The sequence below is a fragment of the Alkalitalea saponilacus genome (assembly GCF_900168165.1).
GTDB lineage: Bacteria > Bacteroidota > Bacteroidia > Bacteroidales > Marinilabiliaceae > Natronoflexus > Natronoflexus saponilacus.
In genome coordinates this window covers 1-17,308 of the sequence record NZ_FUYV01000031.1, presented here as the reverse complement: position 1 = coordinate 17,308, position 17,308 = coordinate 1, and the positions used below count along the sequence as shown (strand labels likewise).

At 39.0% G+C, this 17,308-nt stretch carries 15 protein-coding genes; 12 read left to right on the top strand and 3 right to left on the bottom strand.

The features are described 5' to 3' along the window. Positions 1 to 49 precede the first annotated feature (49 nt). The 3 genes from B5X70_RS16865 to B5X70_RS16855 all read right to left on the bottom strand — a co-directional run bounded on the left by B5X70_RS16865 (position 50) and on the right by B5X70_RS16855 (position 3,280). Positions 50 to 373: a heavy-metal-associated domain-containing protein gene (locus B5X70_RS16865; RefSeq protein WP_079559079.1), complete on the bottom strand. Its 324-nt coding sequence runs from the start codon at positions 371 to 373 to the stop codon at positions 50 to 52. Between the two features lie 119 nt (positions 374 to 492). Beyond that, positions 493 to 2,739, bottom strand: coding sequence for a TonB-dependent receptor (locus tag B5X70_RS16860; RefSeq protein ID WP_079559078.1), 2,247 nt, complete (start codon positions 2,737 to 2,739; stop codon positions 493 to 495). Between the two features lie 76 nt (positions 2,740 to 2,815). After that, a complete protein-coding gene (locus B5X70_RS16855; protein WP_143255095.1) occupies positions 2,816 to 3,280 on the bottom strand; it encodes a hypothetical protein in 465 nt (154 codons plus the stop codon). A gap of 205 nt (positions 3,281 to 3,485) precedes the next feature. Here B5X70_RS16855 and B5X70_RS16850 point away from each other — a divergent pair, with 205 nt between their 5' ends. The 12 genes from B5X70_RS16850 (at position 3,486) to B5X70_RS16795 (ending at position 16,683) form a co-directional block, all read left to right on the top strand. After that, positions 3,486 to 5,933, top strand: coding sequence for an AMP-binding protein (locus tag B5X70_RS16850; protein WP_079559075.1), 2,448 nt, complete (start codon positions 3,486 to 3,488; stop codon positions 5,931 to 5,933). Between the two features lie 11 nt (positions 5,934 to 5,944). After that, positions 5,945 to 6,634, top strand: a complete 690-nt coding sequence (locus tag B5X70_RS16845) for a DUF554 domain-containing protein (RefSeq protein WP_079559074.1) — start codon at positions 5,945 to 5,947, stop codon at positions 6,632 to 6,634. Positions 6,635 to 7,035: 401 nt separating this feature from the next. Next, positions 7,036 to 8,478: a RapZ C-terminal domain-containing protein gene (locus B5X70_RS16840; RefSeq protein ID WP_232468325.1), complete on the top strand. Its 1,443-nt coding sequence runs from the start codon at positions 7,036 to 7,038 to the stop codon at positions 8,476 to 8,478. A 171-nt stretch (positions 8,479 to 8,649) separates the two neighbouring features. Beyond that, positions 8,650 to 11,028 carry a hydrogen gas-evolving membrane-bound hydrogenase subunit E gene (gene mbhE, locus B5X70_RS16835; RefSeq protein ID WP_079559073.1) on the top strand — a complete coding sequence of 793 codons (2,379 nt, stop codon included), beginning with the start codon at positions 8,650 to 8,652 and terminating at the stop codon, positions 11,026 to 11,028. Between the two features lie 70 nt (positions 11,029 to 11,098). Next, positions 11,099 to 11,527, top strand: coding sequence for an MnhB domain-containing protein (locus B5X70_RS16830; RefSeq protein WP_079559072.1), 429 nt, complete (start codon positions 11,099 to 11,101; stop codon positions 11,525 to 11,527). After that, positions 11,515 to 11,868, top strand: coding sequence for an NADH-quinone oxidoreductase subunit K (locus B5X70_RS16825; protein WP_079559071.1), 354 nt, complete (start codon positions 11,515 to 11,517; stop codon positions 11,866 to 11,868). The genes B5X70_RS16830 and B5X70_RS16825 overlap by 13 nt, the downstream gene beginning before the upstream one ends. Beyond that, entirely contained in the window at positions 11,865 to 13,358 is a 1,494-nt protein-coding gene (locus B5X70_RS16820; RefSeq protein ID WP_079559070.1) for a proton-conducting transporter transmembrane domain-containing protein, read from the top strand. Before B5X70_RS16825 ends, B5X70_RS16820 begins: the two co-directional genes overlap by 4 nt. 15 nt (positions 13,359 to 13,373) lie before the next feature. After that, positions 13,374 to 13,691: a Na+/H+ antiporter subunit E gene (locus tag B5X70_RS16815; protein ID WP_079559069.1), complete on the top strand. Its 318-nt coding sequence runs from the start codon at positions 13,374 to 13,376 to the stop codon at positions 13,689 to 13,691. 2 nt (positions 13,692 to 13,693) lie between these two features. After that, on the top strand, positions 13,694 to 13,981 hold the full coding sequence (locus B5X70_RS16810) for an MrpF/PhaF family protein (RefSeq protein WP_079559068.1): 288 nt from the start codon (positions 13,694 to 13,696) through the stop codon (positions 13,979 to 13,981). Beyond that, positions 13,974 to 14,300 carry a cation:proton antiporter gene (locus B5X70_RS16805; RefSeq protein WP_079559067.1) on the top strand — a complete coding sequence of 109 codons (327 nt, stop codon included), beginning with the start codon at positions 13,974 to 13,976 and terminating at the stop codon, positions 14,298 to 14,300. The genes B5X70_RS16810 and B5X70_RS16805 overlap by 8 nt, the downstream gene beginning before the upstream one ends. Positions 14,301 to 14,305: 5 nt before the next feature. Further along, complete coding sequence (locus tag B5X70_RS16800) at positions 14,306 to 15,046, top strand: nucleotidyltransferase family protein (RefSeq protein WP_232468326.1); 741 nt, start codon at positions 14,306 to 14,308, stop codon at positions 15,044 to 15,046. Between the two features lie 320 nt (positions 15,047 to 15,366). Then, entirely contained in the window at positions 15,367 to 16,683 is a 1,317-nt protein-coding gene (locus tag B5X70_RS16795) for an MFS transporter (RefSeq protein WP_079559065.1), read from the top strand. Positions 16,684 to 17,308 lie beyond the last annotated feature (625 nt).

The window sequence follows — 17,308 nt, the reverse complement described above, 5'->3', positions numbered from 1 at the left end:
GACAAACTCACGACATGAGTTTGTCTGCTTTGTAGTTTAGCCGGATTTCCTATTTTGAATCTCCGGCTTTCGCTTTTTCTCTCTCCTCTTTTTTCTCTTTCACCTCGAATCCCAGCTCCCTGATCTTTTCCGCCAGTTTCTCTTTATCGGTTCGGTTGTTGCGATACGTAACTTCAACGGTTTGAGCTTCAATGTCGAAACTAAGATCACGAACGCCTCTTTCAAAAGCCAGTTGATTGGTAATTCTGTCAACACAGTTCTGACAGTTTATATTCACCGAAAATGTGGCAGACTCCTGGTTACTTCGCTGTGCCGATGTTGTAATTGCAAGTACGAACACCAGGGATGTAAGCAATAAAGTTCTTTGTATCATGGCATTAAAGTTTAGAGTTTTCAATTTTTAAATTATTATTTCCTTCTTAAAATTCTCTATCTGTCTAAATATCTAACATCTAATTATCTTATATAGATCCCATAAAAAATATACCCTCTCTAAGTATCTCTGTTAATTCTGTATCTGAATCCAAAATAGAATTTTCTTCCCATCAGCGGTCCCCAAACCAATGAGCTGTCAAAGTTATCTCCAAATGGGTTTTGTGGGTCCACAATAGGGTTGTGTTGTTTAAAATCGCCTATGTTTTCAGCTCCAAGGTAAAAGTCCCAGTTTCTGAAATAGCGCGTGATTTGTGCGTTATAAATCTGATATGAACCAAATCTATCTGTCATATTCATATGCTCATGATTAACATGAGGGTTTTGCTCCGGAATTCTGCCGGGGCCGTTAAATTGAGTTGTGAAATCCAACTGCCAACGTGGTAATGGTGTTGCATACGAAAAGTTGAGCATCCCTCTGTATTTGCTTTGTAAAGCTTTGCGCTGTAGGGTTTCGTTGGTTGTGATTTTCACATCATTTACACGCCAGGCGGCAACCATGTCAAGACCTCTGAATATTTCCGTAAATGCTTCAACCTGAAAAACTTTGGAATGCGATTTTCCATCAAGATTATAGAAATGAACTTCGTTGTATGCTCTGTCAAGATCCATAACCAGTTGATTAGAAAATTCAGTTCGATAATATTCAAGGTTCAGTGTTATTTCCCGCATGCCAATGTTTATGTAATTTGTCAGGTTGATACCATAGTTCCACCCTTTTTCCTGGGTTATGTCTTCGGCAATGTAAATGGCGCGTGATGACGCCAGAATCGGGTTGTTCTCTGCCAATGTGTTTGGTGTGCGATAACCTCTTCCTCCTGAAAGTCTGATGACATAATTCTCGTGAGGTGTGTAACGAATATGAACCCGTGGGGTAAAAAAAGTTCCATACATGTTGTGATGGTCGCCACGGAACCCGGTTAACAAAGTTAACCGCTCGGGCAGGGTGTATGTGTACTGAAAGTATGCGCCTCCAACCTGCTCGGTGCGATTCCCATGGGGAATTTCATCGCTGTTGATGTCACCGTAAAGCGACTCTCTCAACTCATCATACATATAACTTACACCGGTGGTATATCGATGTCTTTCTGCATCGGTAAAGTATGATGAAAATATAAGGTTTCCGGCAAAATAGTTCTGGGTTGCATCGTAGAATCTTCGTCCATACATGGATTCATGGTCGTAGTGGGTAAAGTTTGTAACAATTGCCACACTTTGATCTTCATTCCCGGGAAAAGTATACCCTGTTTTAAAGAATCCTTCAAAATTGCGTGAATCTACCGTTATTCCGTAAGCGTCCTGCGAAAACGGGTCAATGTTGCGATTAAAATCCATTTGTCCTCCAGTGCGCACCTCGTCCAATATCTTTATACCAAATTGCGTGAAAATGTTCGGAGTAGGTCTGAACTCATATCGATTTAGAAAAACATATCTGGTGGTAAGAGGTTCGTCCAGAAAATTATTATTGGTATGGTCGTTTTTTTGCGAATCGGTAGATGCATGCGCCAAAATTGCTGTCGACCAGGTGTTTCCCAGATCAATGTAACCATTTACATTGGATTCGAACCGACCGCTGGAACTGGTAAATCCGTTGACAAACAGCTTTTCGGAAGTGGCCGGTGTCTTGTATTGCACGTTAATTTGTCCGGTAAGGGATTCATAACCATTGGTTACCGATGCAGCTCCCTTTGATACCTGTATAGATTCCATCCATGGCCCCGGAACAAAGTCAAGGCCAAAGGAGTTGGATAATCCACGGCTGTTTGGCATGTTTTCGGTTAGCATTTGAACGTAAGTTCCTGAAAGTCCAAGCAGTTGAATCTGACGGGCTCCTGTGGCGGCATCCGTATAAGCCACATCAACCGAAGCATTTGTTTCAAAACTTTCGGCCAGACTGCAACATGCAGCCTTGCAGAGTTCTGCACTTGTAATATTTATAGTTGTTATGGGGTTTAATCGGGAAATATGAGTTCCTGGCTGTCTGGCTGCAACAGTAACTTCATCCAGTTCGGTTTCATCAGTGAGAAATAGTTCAAGATTCTCAGCCGGTGAAGATATCCGTACAGTATCAGGCTTTAATCCAACAAAACTGACCACAAGCTGGCCATTATCGGTTTTGAAAGGAATAGAGAAAAATCCGTTCTGATCGGTTGATGTTCCTGTTGAAGTGCCCGACCAGTGAATGTTAGCTCCGGCAATGGCCTCGTTTCGGCCATTGCTTGTATCAAACACTTTACCGGAAACAAAATGCTGTGCTTGCAATGAAGAGCTCAAAGCACATATAAATAGAAGAAATATAGATTTCATTTTCAAACCATGTGTTTTTCAATTAATAATGCACAAATAATAGAAGGTTCAAATGCCACGGCATTTGAATGCATTATCATAACCTGAAAACACAGTTCATACAGAGTCGTTGAGTTCCGGAAGCATTGACTGAATCGGGAGGTTCGTTGGCATACTCTGAGATGTAAAACAGATCAGCACTGTTTTCTGCAACCAGCGTTGCAGATATCATAAACATATTTTCGATTACAACCGGGTTTGGTAATGGATTACTTCCCGATGGAAATGTAGTAGGTTCATCAAGTTTCTTGAGATTTACATCGCTTTTATGTTCATGTTCGTTACTACATCCTTTTTCGTTGTTGTGATGATTATTGCCGGAACAGCAACTTTCGGTTGCGGAAATATCGCAACTTTGACATAAATTGTTGCTATTGGAATCTTGCGCAAGGAAAATGAACCTAGTTTCATTTTCCTGACAATCGCAACCGGTACAGTAGTGATGAATCAGGGCAAAACCTATTATCGCCGGCACAAAGACTACCAGTGTAATGTAAGACAATATTTGGTTTAAACCTTTCATACAATTACAAAAATACGTAAATTGTTTAGAAACTCTGCGTTCAGCATGTTAAAGTTAAGTTAAAAATGCAGTACTGATTTTTGTAAAACATTGTTGGACTGATAATTGTTTAAAGGATATGACGGTTGTGTGCTTTAAATCATATGATTTTATTATTTTTGCAATTCGTTTTTAATTTTTATTTATGCTGAAAAATCATGGCTCCAAAGTTGCTATATCCTATGGCAACGAACAGATTACCTACTCTAACTTTTTTGGGAAAATTGAACTTTTTTCTTCACTTTACGACATCGGAAAGGGTGAGCATGCCGTAATATATTCAGAAAACCGTCCCGGATGGTTTTATGCTTTCTTTTCAATATGGGAGAAAAGCGGAACTGCTATTCCTGTGGACTTTATGGCTACAGTTGAAGAGGTATCCTATATTTTGAAGGATTCAGCACCATCGGTGCTGTTTGTTTCGGCCGAAAAACGGCCTGATGCTGAAAAAGCAGTTGAAAAAGCCGGCATCATTACAAAAGTTATAGAAATTGATCAATATGATCTATTTCAGCCGGAACAAATTTCTGATAATGAATTTCCGGAATTCAATCCTGATGATACTGCTGTTATTATCTATACATCAGGAACTACTGGTAGTCCTAAAGGGGTCATGCTAAGTTATGAAAACCTGATGGCCAACATCAGAGCTGTTTCTGATATCATTCCGATTTATACAAAGAATTCCAGGGTGATGGTATTGTTGCCACTTCATCATATTTTCCCTTTGGTTGGAACAATGATTGCTCCAATGTATGTGGGAGGCCGTGTAGCCATTAGTCCGTCCATGACTTCGGAGGATATTATAAACACATTACAGCAGAACCAGATTACAATTTTAATTGGTGTACCACGGTTGTACGCGGCCATACGGAAAGGAATTGTTGATAAGATTAATAAAAGTGCCATTGCGAAAACTCTTTTTGCTTTGGCAAAAAGAGTTAATTCACCTGCATTTTCAAGGAAAATCTTTGGAACTGTCCACAAAAAATTTGGTGGCTATTTAAAGCATCTTGTTTCCGGAGGAGCTTCGCTTGACCCTGTTGTAGGAAGTGATTTTCAGACTTTGGGATTTGAAGTTCTTGAAGGTTTTGGAATGACCGAATCTGCTCCCATGCTAACATTTACCCGCCCGGGGATGGTTCGCATCGGATCTCCCGGCCAGGCCTTACCAGGAACAACGCTCAAAATTGTTGACGGGGAGATTATCGCCAAAGGAAAAAACATCATGAAGGGATATTACAATCGTCCTGAGGAGACAGCACAGGTTCTGAAAGATGGATGGTTATACACGGGGGATCTTGGATATATTGATGATGACGGATATTTATATATAACAGGACGAAAAAAAGAGATCATTGTTCTTTCCAACGGAAAGAACATTAATCCGGTGGAATTGGAAGTGAAAATTCTGGCATCGGAATTGGTGCGTGATTGCGGCGTGTTTCTTAGCGAAGATCAGTTACATGCTGTAATTATTCCTGAAGATTTGACTGGAAATGATTTGCATAGTCAAATACAATCATCAGTAATTGAGCCGCTCAATCAAGCGGTCTCCTCCTATAAAAAAATCATGCGATTCTATATAACATGGGAAGAATTGCCTCGGACAAGGCTTGGTAAACTGCAAAGATTTAAACTGGCTGATTTTGCAATAGAGGAGGAGAAAGAAACATCTTTTGAGGCCGGAGAGTTGTCCGAAGAATTTGAAATGATAGCGGGGTTTATTGCTTCAGAAAAGAATAAAAAAGTTTATCCTCAACATCATCTTGAACTTGATCTTGGGATGGATTCATTGGACAAAGTGGGCTTGCAGGTCTATATAAATCAAAATTTCGGAGTTGATATAGAAGCTGCCGAATTGAGTGGGTTTGGAACAGTCGAGAAACTGGTAAACTACGTATCGGAGAAAAAAACCAAAATGGAGGATGGCAAAATCAACTGGACTGAAATCCTCCGCGAGAAAGTTAATTTTAAAATGCCTGTTTCATGGTTTTCCACCAGAATCATGATGAGATTATCGAGGTTTTTCTTCCATCTTTTTTTTCGTTTTCGCTCGCGTGGAGTAGAGAATATCCCTTCCGGGCCATGTATTATAGCACCAAATCATCAAAGTTACTTTGATGGGTTATTCGTTTCGGCACTACTGCGTACCAGACAAATACGTCAAACTTACTTTTATGCTAAGGCACAGCATGTAAAAAAGCCGTTTCTTAAGTTTTTGGCAAACAGAAACAATGTTATTGTTGTTGATTTGAACCGTAATCTAAAGGAATCCATTCAAAAAATGGCTGAAGTTCTCAAGAGGGAAAAGAACCTTATTATTTTCCCTGAAGGAACCAGAAGTGAATCAGGTCAACTGGGAGAATTTAAAAAGACCTTCGCCATCTTGAGTCGGGAATTAAATATTCCCGTTGTCCCTGTATCCATTGAGGGGGCTTCCGATGCGCTACCGAAGGGAAGCATATTTCCGCGCTTCTGGAAAAAAGTACGGGTGGAATTTTTACAGCCGGTGTATCCCGGCGAATACAGTTATGAACATATAACTAATGCTGTACGAACCAGAATTGCCGAAAATATGGCAGGCAAATAAATCACCTTAAAATGACCGGTACTCTAATCAATGTTGCTGCTGTAATAGTAGGAAGTATCATAGGATTAACATTCAAGAAAAAACTACCCCAAAAAGTTATTGATGTCGTTTTTCAGGGAATTGGACTGGTAACGTTTTGCATTGGGGTTTTTATGTTTCTGAAAAGTGAATGGTTGATTGTTGTTGTTTTATCATTGCTTTTTGGAGGAATTACAGGAGGGTTGCTAGACATCAATCTCAGGGTGCAACAATGGTCAAATCGCGTAAAGGCGCGATTTAGCAAAACCGGGGGGAATTTCTCTGAAGGTCTAACAACAGCTTTTTTACTTTACTGCATGGGTGCCATGGCCATTCTTGGTGCCTTAGACGAAGGTTTGGGGCAAGGTTACGAACTTCTGTTAACCAAATCGGTTCTTGATGGGTTTTCTTCTATTGCTTTGTCGTCAGCACTTGGAATTGGGGTTCTGTTTTCTGCAATACCGCTTTTTCTATTTCAGGGAGGAATTACGCTGTTCGCCATCTACTTTGGCGATTTTGCCAACGAGTTGGTGATAAATGAAGTTTCAGCCACTGGCGGTGTGCTCTTATGTGGATTAGCATTAAATATTTTACAAATTGTAAAAGTGCGTGTGATGGATTTATTGCCTGCTCTATTATACGCAGTGATTTTTGCCTATATTTGCAGTCGATGTTTTGCATAGCATCAGATGGATATCTTTGAACTGATTCTGAAATAATAAGATTTATTAACTGTTTAAATTTAGTTTCTAAGATATGTTATAGATAAGAAGATTGTTAGATTTTAGACAGATAGAATAGTTGAGAAAGACGATTAGATGTTTCTGATTTTCTGTTTAATCTTGCCTATCAGTCTAATCCCGATTCATCGGGACTAAAAATCTTTAAAACAGATTAATATAAATTTAAACAGTCTCTTAGATGATTAGTCATAATGCATGTGGGCTAAAAAACTTGAAATTCGTTCAATAATAAATAAAGCAGTCTCAAGGTGCTTAACTTATTTTACCTTACCCTGTTTAAGAACTTCGCATTATTGCGAAATTAATTATCTGAAAGTCAAACGATCTATAGATCTGTTATTATGTCCCCAAAAATGGAATTGTCTGTTTACGAGAGGTTAAAAGCATTATATACTCAATGGGCTGGAGAACCAATTGAGTCCATTTCACAGCTCCCGGCTTCCGGTTCATATAGGGTTTATTACAGGATAACCGGCAAAACTCACAATGTTTTGGGAGCCATCAATTCCGATGTAAAAGAAAATCGTGCATTTATTGAATTCAGCCGTTTTTTCTACGAAAAAGGCTTACGGATTCCAGAAATATATGCTGTAGATGCAGAGTTGGATTGTTACTTGCTTGAAGATTTCGGAAATACCACACTTTTTGACTGGCTTAGCACAGCTCGCAGAGAAGATGAAATACCCGCTAATATTGTCGATTTTTATAAAAAAACCATTGAGCAACTTGTTGAATTTCAGATACAAGGTCGTTATCTTGATTTTGGCTTTGCCTATCCACGAGCAAGCTTCGATAAACAATCCATGATGTGGGATTTGCACTATTTTAAGTATTATTTTCTGAAGTTGGCAAAAATTCCATTTGATGAACAATTACTGGAAGACGATTTTAACCGTTTTTCAGATTATCTGCTGGAGGCAGATTGTGATTATTTTCTCTACAGAGATTTTCAGAGCAGGAATGTAATGGTGGTGGATGAAAATGTACCTGCATTTATCGATTATCAGGGCGGGCGAAAAGGTGCATTGCAATATGATCTGGCTTCGCTTCTGTTCGATGCCAAAGCAGACCTTCCGCATGCATTTCGTGAAGAGCTTTTGAACTACTACATCATGGTTTTATCCCGAAAAGTTAAGGTAAATGAACAAAGTTTTCGTTCCCACTTTTACGGGTATGTATTAATCAGGATTATGCAGGCCATGGGGGCATACGGTTTTCGTGGTTTTTATGAAAAAAAGGAACATTTTCTGAAAAGCATACCTTATGCACTCCGCAACCTGAGCTACCTATTGGAAGTATTTGATTTAAGACAACGTTTTTCTTCGCTATCTGATGCTTTAAGAGAGGTCGTAAACTCAGAATTTCTTCAGCAGATATCTGAAGAGCCAACCCTGACTATAACCATAAACAGTTTTTCATACAAACGAGGCATTCCTATTGACTTCTCCGGAAACGGAGGTGGATTTGTGTTTGATTGCAGGGCAATACATAACCCCGGACGATACGAAGCCTACAAAACCAAAACAGGTAAGGATCCTGAGGTGATTGCTTTCTTTGAAAAGGAACCCGAAATGCACGATTTTTTAAAAAACGTGTATGATATGCTGGAACAATCTGTCAGGAAATATCTTGAGAGAGGGTTTAAACATTTAATGGTGAATTTTGGTTGTACTGGAGGTCAGCATCGTTCTGTGTATTGTGCAGAACAATTGGCAGCACATCTTAAAAGCTCACATCCTGTAAAAATAAAACTTAAACATGTAGAGCAGGAAATGAGAAATTAGAACATATCAAAGAGTAATATCACCTGAATGGGAAAGAAAAAATGTGATACCGATAAAACGCCTAAGCAGAAGGATACCCATAAGTTTTCGTGTAAAAGATGTGGCCATTTTGCGAAGAAAAAGGAACGTTTGTGTCAGGCTGAAAAACTTAAAAATATTGAATTGTAGCGTATGGGTAATATTTTACTGTTGCTTATTGGTCTATTGTTTTTAGTTGGTGTACTAGTCCCTTTTATATATCCCGTTCTTAAGAAGCGGACAGGAGTCGTTTTGTCTGTTCTCCCTTTAGTAATTTTTATAGTTCTTCTCCTTGAACTTTTAAGTATTGGTTCTCGGGAATCTATTATTTTAGATTCTACCTGGGGCTTTTTATCGGGTATGGAATTCTCATACCGACTGGATGGATTAAGCATCATTTTTGGATTACTAATCAGCGGAATTGGTTTCCTTATTTTGCTTTTTTCCTCTTATTATATGGCTAAGTACGATCGCCAACCTCATTTTTATACCTATCTTACATTGTTTATGGGGGCAATGACGGGATTGGTTTTTGCCGATAACCTTTTTGTCCTCTTTGTTTTTTGGGAGTTAACCAGTGTTGCATCTTTTTTTCTTATTGGTTTTGACCACCATCTGGAAAAATCCCGGCAGGCATCATTACAGGCTCTACTAATTACAGCATTTGGAGGCTTGTGTTTGTTGTTTGCTATTATATTAACCGGAAACATTACTGGTACCTATCGCATAAGTGAATTGATAAATTTGAGCATCCATCTGGGGAATCATCCTCATTACTACCTGGTTCTGTCTTTGGTTCTGCTTGCAGCTATCACAAAATCAGCACAATTCCCGTTCCATTTCTGGCTGCCGGGAGCCATGCAGGCACCTACACCAATAAGTGCTTATCTGCATAGTGCGACTATGGTAAATGCCGGAGTTTTTCTTCTGTTGCGTCTCTATCCTGTCATTGGCGGAACGATGGCATGGAAGTATCTGCTGATTCTGACCGGAGGAATTACAATGTTTTTAGGCGCTTTTTTATCCATGGGACAGCGCGACCTAAAAAGGATATTGGCTTTCACCACAATCAGCGCGCTTGGAACCATGGTTTTGCTTATTGGTATAGATACTCCAAATTCGATTAAGGCTGCCATTGTTTTCTTTATTGTTCATGGTCTCTATAAAGGAGGCTTATTTATGATTGCGGGAATAATTGATAAAAGCACCGGTAGTCGTGATATTTATAAACTTAACGGACTTTTCAGAGGCATACCTGTTACTGCTATTGCTGCACTACTCGCGGTTATTTCAATGGCCGGATTGCCACCTATGCTCGGTTTTGTGGGAAAGGAGCTTGTGTATGAGGCGCAGATTCAGGCTCCGGGGATCTCATGGATTGTTCTTCCATTGGGAGTAGGAGCCAATATTTTGATGGTGGCTGTATCCATTACCGTGTTTTACGAGTTGTTTGTTTTTAATAAAAGCAAGCCGGTCACTGAGTTCAAATACCATGAAAGGCAATTTCCTGTGACTTTTTTAGCCGGGGCTGTTCTTTTGGCTATTCTAGGCTTGGGATTGGGGATGTCTCCTCGTTTTCTTGAAAACATCCTGTCTAATGCTCTCTATTATATTCAGGGACATTCCATGGAGATTAAACTCCGGCTGTGGCATGGCTTTAATCAGGTGTTGATGTTGAGCATTTTTACCATTCTTTGCGGAGTGGCAATATTTATTTTCAGAAAACCTGTTAACCGAGTTATCTCAGCATTTATTAATTGGCTTGACAGGTATCACCTGCCTACACTTTTTACCAGTGTGATTAATTATTACATTTATCTGGCATCAAAAAATACGAGAAGAATACAGCATGGATATCACAGATTCTATTTGCTTACATTTTTTGTTGTGACCATTGCATTAATATCCCTCCAGCAGTTTCGAATTACAGAAGTAATATTGCCTGAAAGTGGATTTTCTCCCGTAAAATGGCATGTAGCTCTGCTTCTTTTCATAGCATCCTTATCGGTGATATTTGCTGTTTTCGCTAGAACCCGTTTATCGGCTATTTTGGCAATGGGTGTGATTGGATACGGGATAGGAATGCTTTACCTGTTTTATGGAGCCGTTGATTTGGCCATTACTCAGTTTTTGGTTGAAACCATTATCATGATTGTCTTTGTGATGGTGATATATTACTTGCCGAGGTTCGCAATTCTTTCATCCAAAGCATCTCGAGTCAGGGATGGAATTATTTCCATTGCTGTTGGTGCTTTTGTGACTTTAATTGTGCTGAAGGCACAATTAATAAAACCCGATTCTCGTGTATCCGATTTTTTTGTTGAAAACAGCTACACCCTTGCGCATGGGAAAAACATTATCAATACCATATTAATAGATTTTAGAAGCCTTGATACGTTAGGCGAAATGATTGTAATTACCATGGCTGCTGCCGGGGTGTTCTCTCTTTTCAGGTTTCAGATACAACGATTAAAAAAGAAAGAAGAAGAAGCGAGCCATGTTGAACGCTTCGAGAAGCAGGGCGATGACTAAAAGGCGAATTCTCCCAAGGCCTCGGGAATCATTGAAAAACAAATTAGAGACACAAGAAAACCAATAAAATATGAGGAATTTAATTCTCGAAAAAATTGCAGTTCTCTATCTCAGAGCCATTCTGATTGTTTCTGTATGGCTTTTGCTTCGCGGACATAATGAACCCGGTGGAGGGTTTATTGCCGGCATCATTGCTTCTACAGGTTTTATTCTTTACGCTATTGTTTATGGTTCTACCGCTGTTGAAAAATTATTGAGGTACAACACACGTAATTGGATTGGTTCAGGACTTTTAATTATTCTTATAGCTGTTGTATTGCCAATAATATGGGGGAAACCTGCTATGTCATCCATTTGGATGACACTGCCTGATTCAATTTCCGCTTATGTTCATATCGGGACACCTTTGTTATTCGATATTGGCGTATATGTGTCGGTTATTGGAATAATACTCTCGATTATAATAACCATAATGGATGTGTTAAAATGGAACTCATAATTGCGATATTTATAGGATTAATGTTTTCATGCGGAGTTTATCTAATCCTTCGCCGAAGTATTGTAAAGGTTATTTTGGGGATTTTTGTGTTAAGCAATGCCGCCAATCTGATAATATTTCTTGCCGGAGGTATAACAAAGAGCGAGGTGGCTTTTATCCCTGATGGGGAGCAGACATTAGACCCGACTCTGATAAACGACCCGGTTGCACAAGTGCTAGTAATTAAATCTATTGTAATTGGTTTGGGTATTGCTGCATATATCCTTGCCTTAAAGTATCGCTATTTTGAAGTGACCGGAACACACGATTTGGACAGTTTAAAAAACACAGACCAACGATGATATTATTAGCTCACATATTACTGCCTTTTACCTACATTCTGTTGGCGTTGCTGATAAAAAAAGCGTCTATAAAGTCGCGGTTGGCTGTGTTGTTTGCAACATTTAACCTGTTGTGGGCATTGGCATTGTTGCCAATTGTTCAAATCAAAGACATCATTGTTGTGCAGGTTGGAGGCTGGGCTGCTCCTTATGGTATTTCACTGGTTGCCGACCGGTTCAGTGTCTTTATGTTAATCATGACCGCCATTATCTTTTTTCTTGTTACAATCTATGCCACCCAGTCCGTGGATAAAGCTCGCAGGAAATCGGGTCACTTCTTCTTTACGTTTGGAATTTTGATGGGGGTTAATGGTAGTTTTATTGCCGGAGATGTTTTTAATCTTTACGTATGGTATGAGGTGATGTTGATGTCCTCATTTATTTTGATGAGTCTGGGAGGAGAGCGAGCTCAAATGGAAGGTTCAATTAAATATTTGATACTAAATTTAATCTCCGCGTTGTTTTTTGTTTCAGGGGTTGGTTTATTGTATGGTAACCTGGGAACCCTGAACATGGCCGATCTCTCGGCCATTATATCAGAAAAGAGCGACATGCTTACGCATTTAAATCCTGCACTTATTTTGATGGTTGTAAGTTTTGCCATAAAGGGTGCTTTGGTGCCGTTTTTCTTTTGGTTACCGGCTTCATATCATACACCGCCTCCGGCTGTTTCTGCTTTACTGGCCGGGTTGCTGACAAAGGTTGGGATATATTCGCTCATCCGCTTTTACACCCTGTTTTTGTACCATGATGCACCTTTCTGGAATCAACTTATATTATGGATGGGTGTTTTGTCCATGGTGATTGGCGTGTTTGCCGCCTCTTCTCAATTCGATTTCCGCAAAATATTATCATTCCACATCATTAGTCAGGTTGGATATGTGGTCATTGGGTTAGGTTTTTATACTGTCTCGGGTATTGCTGCGGCCATGTTTTTTCTGGCGCACAACATGCTTTCTAAAACCAATGCATTTTTAGTAGCCGGATGGGTCAAAAGGCAGAAAGGAACTCTTAACCTGAAAACCCTCGGAGAGGTTTATAAGGAGAGTCCTATTTGGGGCGTTTTGTTTTTCATCTCGGCCTTTAGTCTTGCCGGATTGCCTCCCCTAAGTGGGTTTATTGGAAAATATTTAATAATAAAAGCTGGAATTGAAGCCAATTACATTGTAGTTGCTCTTATTGCTCTTTTTGTGGGGTTGTTCACTCTTTTCAGCATGGTAAAAATATGGCTAGAGGTATTTTGGAAAGATGTTCCCAAAGACCGGGTTGTAAAGATTCCACAAAAAAAACGGAAATCTCAATATATGCTGACCTCGTCATTAATTATGGCTATTTTAATCGTGGTTATGGGATTGTGGGCACAACCAATCGTAACCTATTGTGAACAGGCGGCAGTTGATTTGTTGAACCCGGAGTTGTATATTGATAAAGTTTTGAATTTTTCGAGATAAAGAAGAACTAGTATAATGAAGATTTTTTATTTTATATACCTGTTTTTGTATTTTGGATATACCATTGTACGCTCTGGTTGGCTGGCCGCCTGGGTTATATTAAAAGGTTCGCGTGGAGACAATGGAGGCATCATTTATTATCAAACACAAATAACAAGACCTATGCACCTGGTGCTTTTTTTTAATCTGATAAGTATGACCCCTGGCGCATTATCGGTCGATTTATCTCCGGATAATAAAACCATTCATGTCCATTTACTTGACATGAATGGAGAGAACACTTTTTTGACCATTGCAGGAAGGATTGAACGGTTATTGTTAAAAACATCATAAAAATGGAATCAACGGAGTTCTTAAAATATGCCTCTCAAATTGCCTTGTTTATCATGACAGTTGCCATGCTATTTCCAATGTTCAGGTTGTTTCGTGGGCCAACCCTTACTGACCGAATTGTAGCTCTTGACCAGATGGAACTCACCATCATGGGCATGATTCTGTGTTATGCAGTCTACTCTGAAAAACAGATATACCTGGATGTTGTTTTAATGAGCTCGTTTTTATTGGCCTTTGGTGCAATGATTATTACTCGATATCTTTTTAAACGAAAAATAGAAAATGATTGAAATCATAATTGGTATATTGGTTCTGATTGCGGCAACGGTTATCCTGGTTTCATCGGTTGGAATCCTGAGGTTTAATAATCTTTATGCACGCATGCATGTGGTTACCAAAGTATCATCGTTTGCGTTGTTGTTGATGTTGATTGCTGTAAATCTTTTGTTTTTAAATGTTTGGGTTTTGATCCAAACATTTATCATATTTCATGTGCTGATATTTTTATCACCAATTTCTGCCCATGTTGTTGCAAAGATTTCTACCTTGCTAAAATTATATGATCCGCAAAGTAAAACTCCTCACGAGGAGATGGAGGAACAAGAATGAATGCCATGATTTTTGCAGCCGGCAAAGGTACCCGGCTAAAGCCATATACCAATCAATGCCCAAAGGCATTGGTGAAAGTGGGAGAACTTACCATGCTGGAGATTGCATTGCGTAAGTTATCCCGAATAGGGATAAAACGCGTTGTAATAAATGTTCACCATTTTGCCGATCAAATCATTAAGTTTTTGAAAGATTACCCGGCAGATAATATGGAAATTCTTATTTCCGATGAACGTGAACAATTGCTCGATACAGGCGGAGGATTACTCAATGCGCAAATGTTGTTTGATGAGGAAGAGCCTATCCTGATATACAATGTAGATGTATTAACCAATGCGCCCATTGAAAAGTTGATTGATTATCATATTGAGAATGATAATTTGGTTTCCATGATGGTTCAAAAACGGGATGCATCCCGTTTTTTACATTTCGATGAAACGGATCAATTGTGTGGATGGAGCAACCCTAAAACCGGAGAGACAATTGTTTCATTAGAGGCAAATCAAACAGAGAAACTCGGGTTTAACGGGATACACATTATTGAGTACGAGGTTCTGGATTTAATCACTAAAACCGGGGTTTTTCCAATAGTGCCTGAGTATTTAGAGCTTTCTAAAAATTTCCCTGTGAAAGGATGGAGCAACTGGAGTGGCGATTGGTTTGATATTGGAACGCCTGAAAAATTGGAAAATGTGAATGAGTTTGTTGCTTCGCTTGACAATCAACACTTCGGAATATATTGCTAGGTTTCCTAATACACTTTTGAAGGTTCTACAACGTTCATCTCCTGATTTATTTTGAGATTAGGATTTGTTGTGCCCATTTTTTTCTATTGTTTCTTATGATATAGTAAAGATGTAAAATTGAGAATGTAACTAAAAATTAGTGTTGTGATATAAAATAAAACAGAAATGCGCGAATTGGTTTCATAATGTTGCCTAAAAGTACTTTTATCTTATATTTGTTCTTTTTTTAATAGTTAAGGGCTCCTGAAATCTGAAATTATATTCATTTGATAATAGTAGCTGTTGATTTAATAAAGTGGAAGAAATGTAATTATAAAAATATGAAAACAGAAACGATGGAATTTAATGAACCTACACCAAATAAGCCAATTGACCGTAGGTTAATCATTATATTTGGCGTTATTCTTTTATTGAGTTTAGGGTCAGTATATGCTTGGAGTTTTTTTACTAAACCGCTAATGGATACTTATCACTGGAGTGCTATGCAAGTGTCTGCAGTATTTAGTTTGGCAGTTGCAGGGTTAGGTTTTTCTGCACTCTATACCGGCCCTTTGGTTTCGAAATTGGGAAGTCGATTTTTGATGAGGCGTTCTTCATTCTTCTTCGTATCAGGTTATATTGTTGCTGCAATTGGTTTATATTTGGGATCTGGAATTATTGGTAGTATTGAAACTCCATGGGTAAATTGGCTAAGTTTTATTGTGTTGGCCCTTGGTTATGGTGTAATTGGTGGGATTGGTCTTGGAACTGGTTATGTAACAGCTGTATCCACTGTTGCCGGTTGGTTCCCTGATAAAAAAGGTTTTGCTACGGGAGTTATCGTGATGGGCTTTGGGTTGGGTGCGTTGTTTATGAGTAAAGTATTTGCGCCCATAGCAATGAAAATAACCTCAAATAATATAGCACTTACTTTTTTAGTTATCGCCGCAGTTTATGCAGTAATTATGGCGATTTCATGTAAATATATTTATAGCCCACACTCAGCCAACAATAATAATAAAGTTCCTACTGTTGGGGAGAGCTATGTACATACCAATACAACCCGTGTGAGATTGTGGCTTTTGTGTTTTCTTTATAGTTTGGCAGGTTTAGGAATCATAAGCTTAATGTCTCCCTTAATGCAAAGTGTTTTACGTGTTGATAATCCTTCACTTAGTACCATAGAGCTGGCTGCCGCCGGAGCAACATTGATTGCTGCAGCTTCCATAGGCAACAGCGTTGGCCGATTGTTTTGGGCATGGCTTTCTGATATTGTTGGGCGCATTCCTGCTTTTGTGGTATTGTTAACAACTTCTGCTTCTGCTTTTATTGTTTTGCCTTATATCGCTTCGCCATTGATATTTGGGATATTAGTTTCATATACCATCGCATCATATGGAGGTGCATTTGGAACCATTCCTTCACTAATCAGTGACCTGTTTGGTCCAAAGCGGATGTCGTCTGTTCATGGATTGGTTCTTTCAGGTTGGGCCACAGCAGGACTGTCGGCTCCACCATTATTTGGGTATATGTACGATGTCTTCCCTGAATATGCTGCTGTCTTCGCGTTTTATGTGTGTGCAGGCGCCCTTTTGTTAGCTACCGTTATTGTGCTTTCGCTTAAGGGATTGCATGTAAGGTGTTCTAATCAGGTATAAAAGAAACTACGAGTTGTTTAATATTAGCGACGAAATATTTATAATTGAAATCTATACTTTCCACAGATAAAAAAAAAGATTGTTTGTTTCTATCCCAATGCTTCTTTATCATAGTTTTGTTTTGACTTTGACGCATTCTTTTTTGGTAACCCTGAAAGCATGCAATTGTGAACTAACATGTCTTGTTAACCAGTTGTTTAATATAAAAGATTTTGCCCTTGCAGGGCAACTTTTGGTTTGATCTGTTTTCATATGGGGTTGCCCCTAAGTTACTTGTGTTGCCGCTGTGGGGCTATTATGTTTTTATAGTTTAAAAACGCGAAAAAAATTCACGTTTTTTTCTTTTATGCAACTAGCCGAATGTCTTGATATATCTGGGATAGAAGAGTGTTTAATTGCCTTATTCGGGTAGTGCTTTTTTTCCTTTGGTTTGCGATTTGTTGCAACTCCTGTTTAAAACTAATTGATAACAAAGGGTTTACGAAATAGTCTTTTTGAAATAAGCATGACCACATCCAAACCCACCCTTTCTTTGTAACTATATAGTAATTAGATCTATCCATCTTTTTAACCAATCCCCTTTCTATCAACTTGCTCAATTCATAGCGGATTTTTGCGGTTTTTG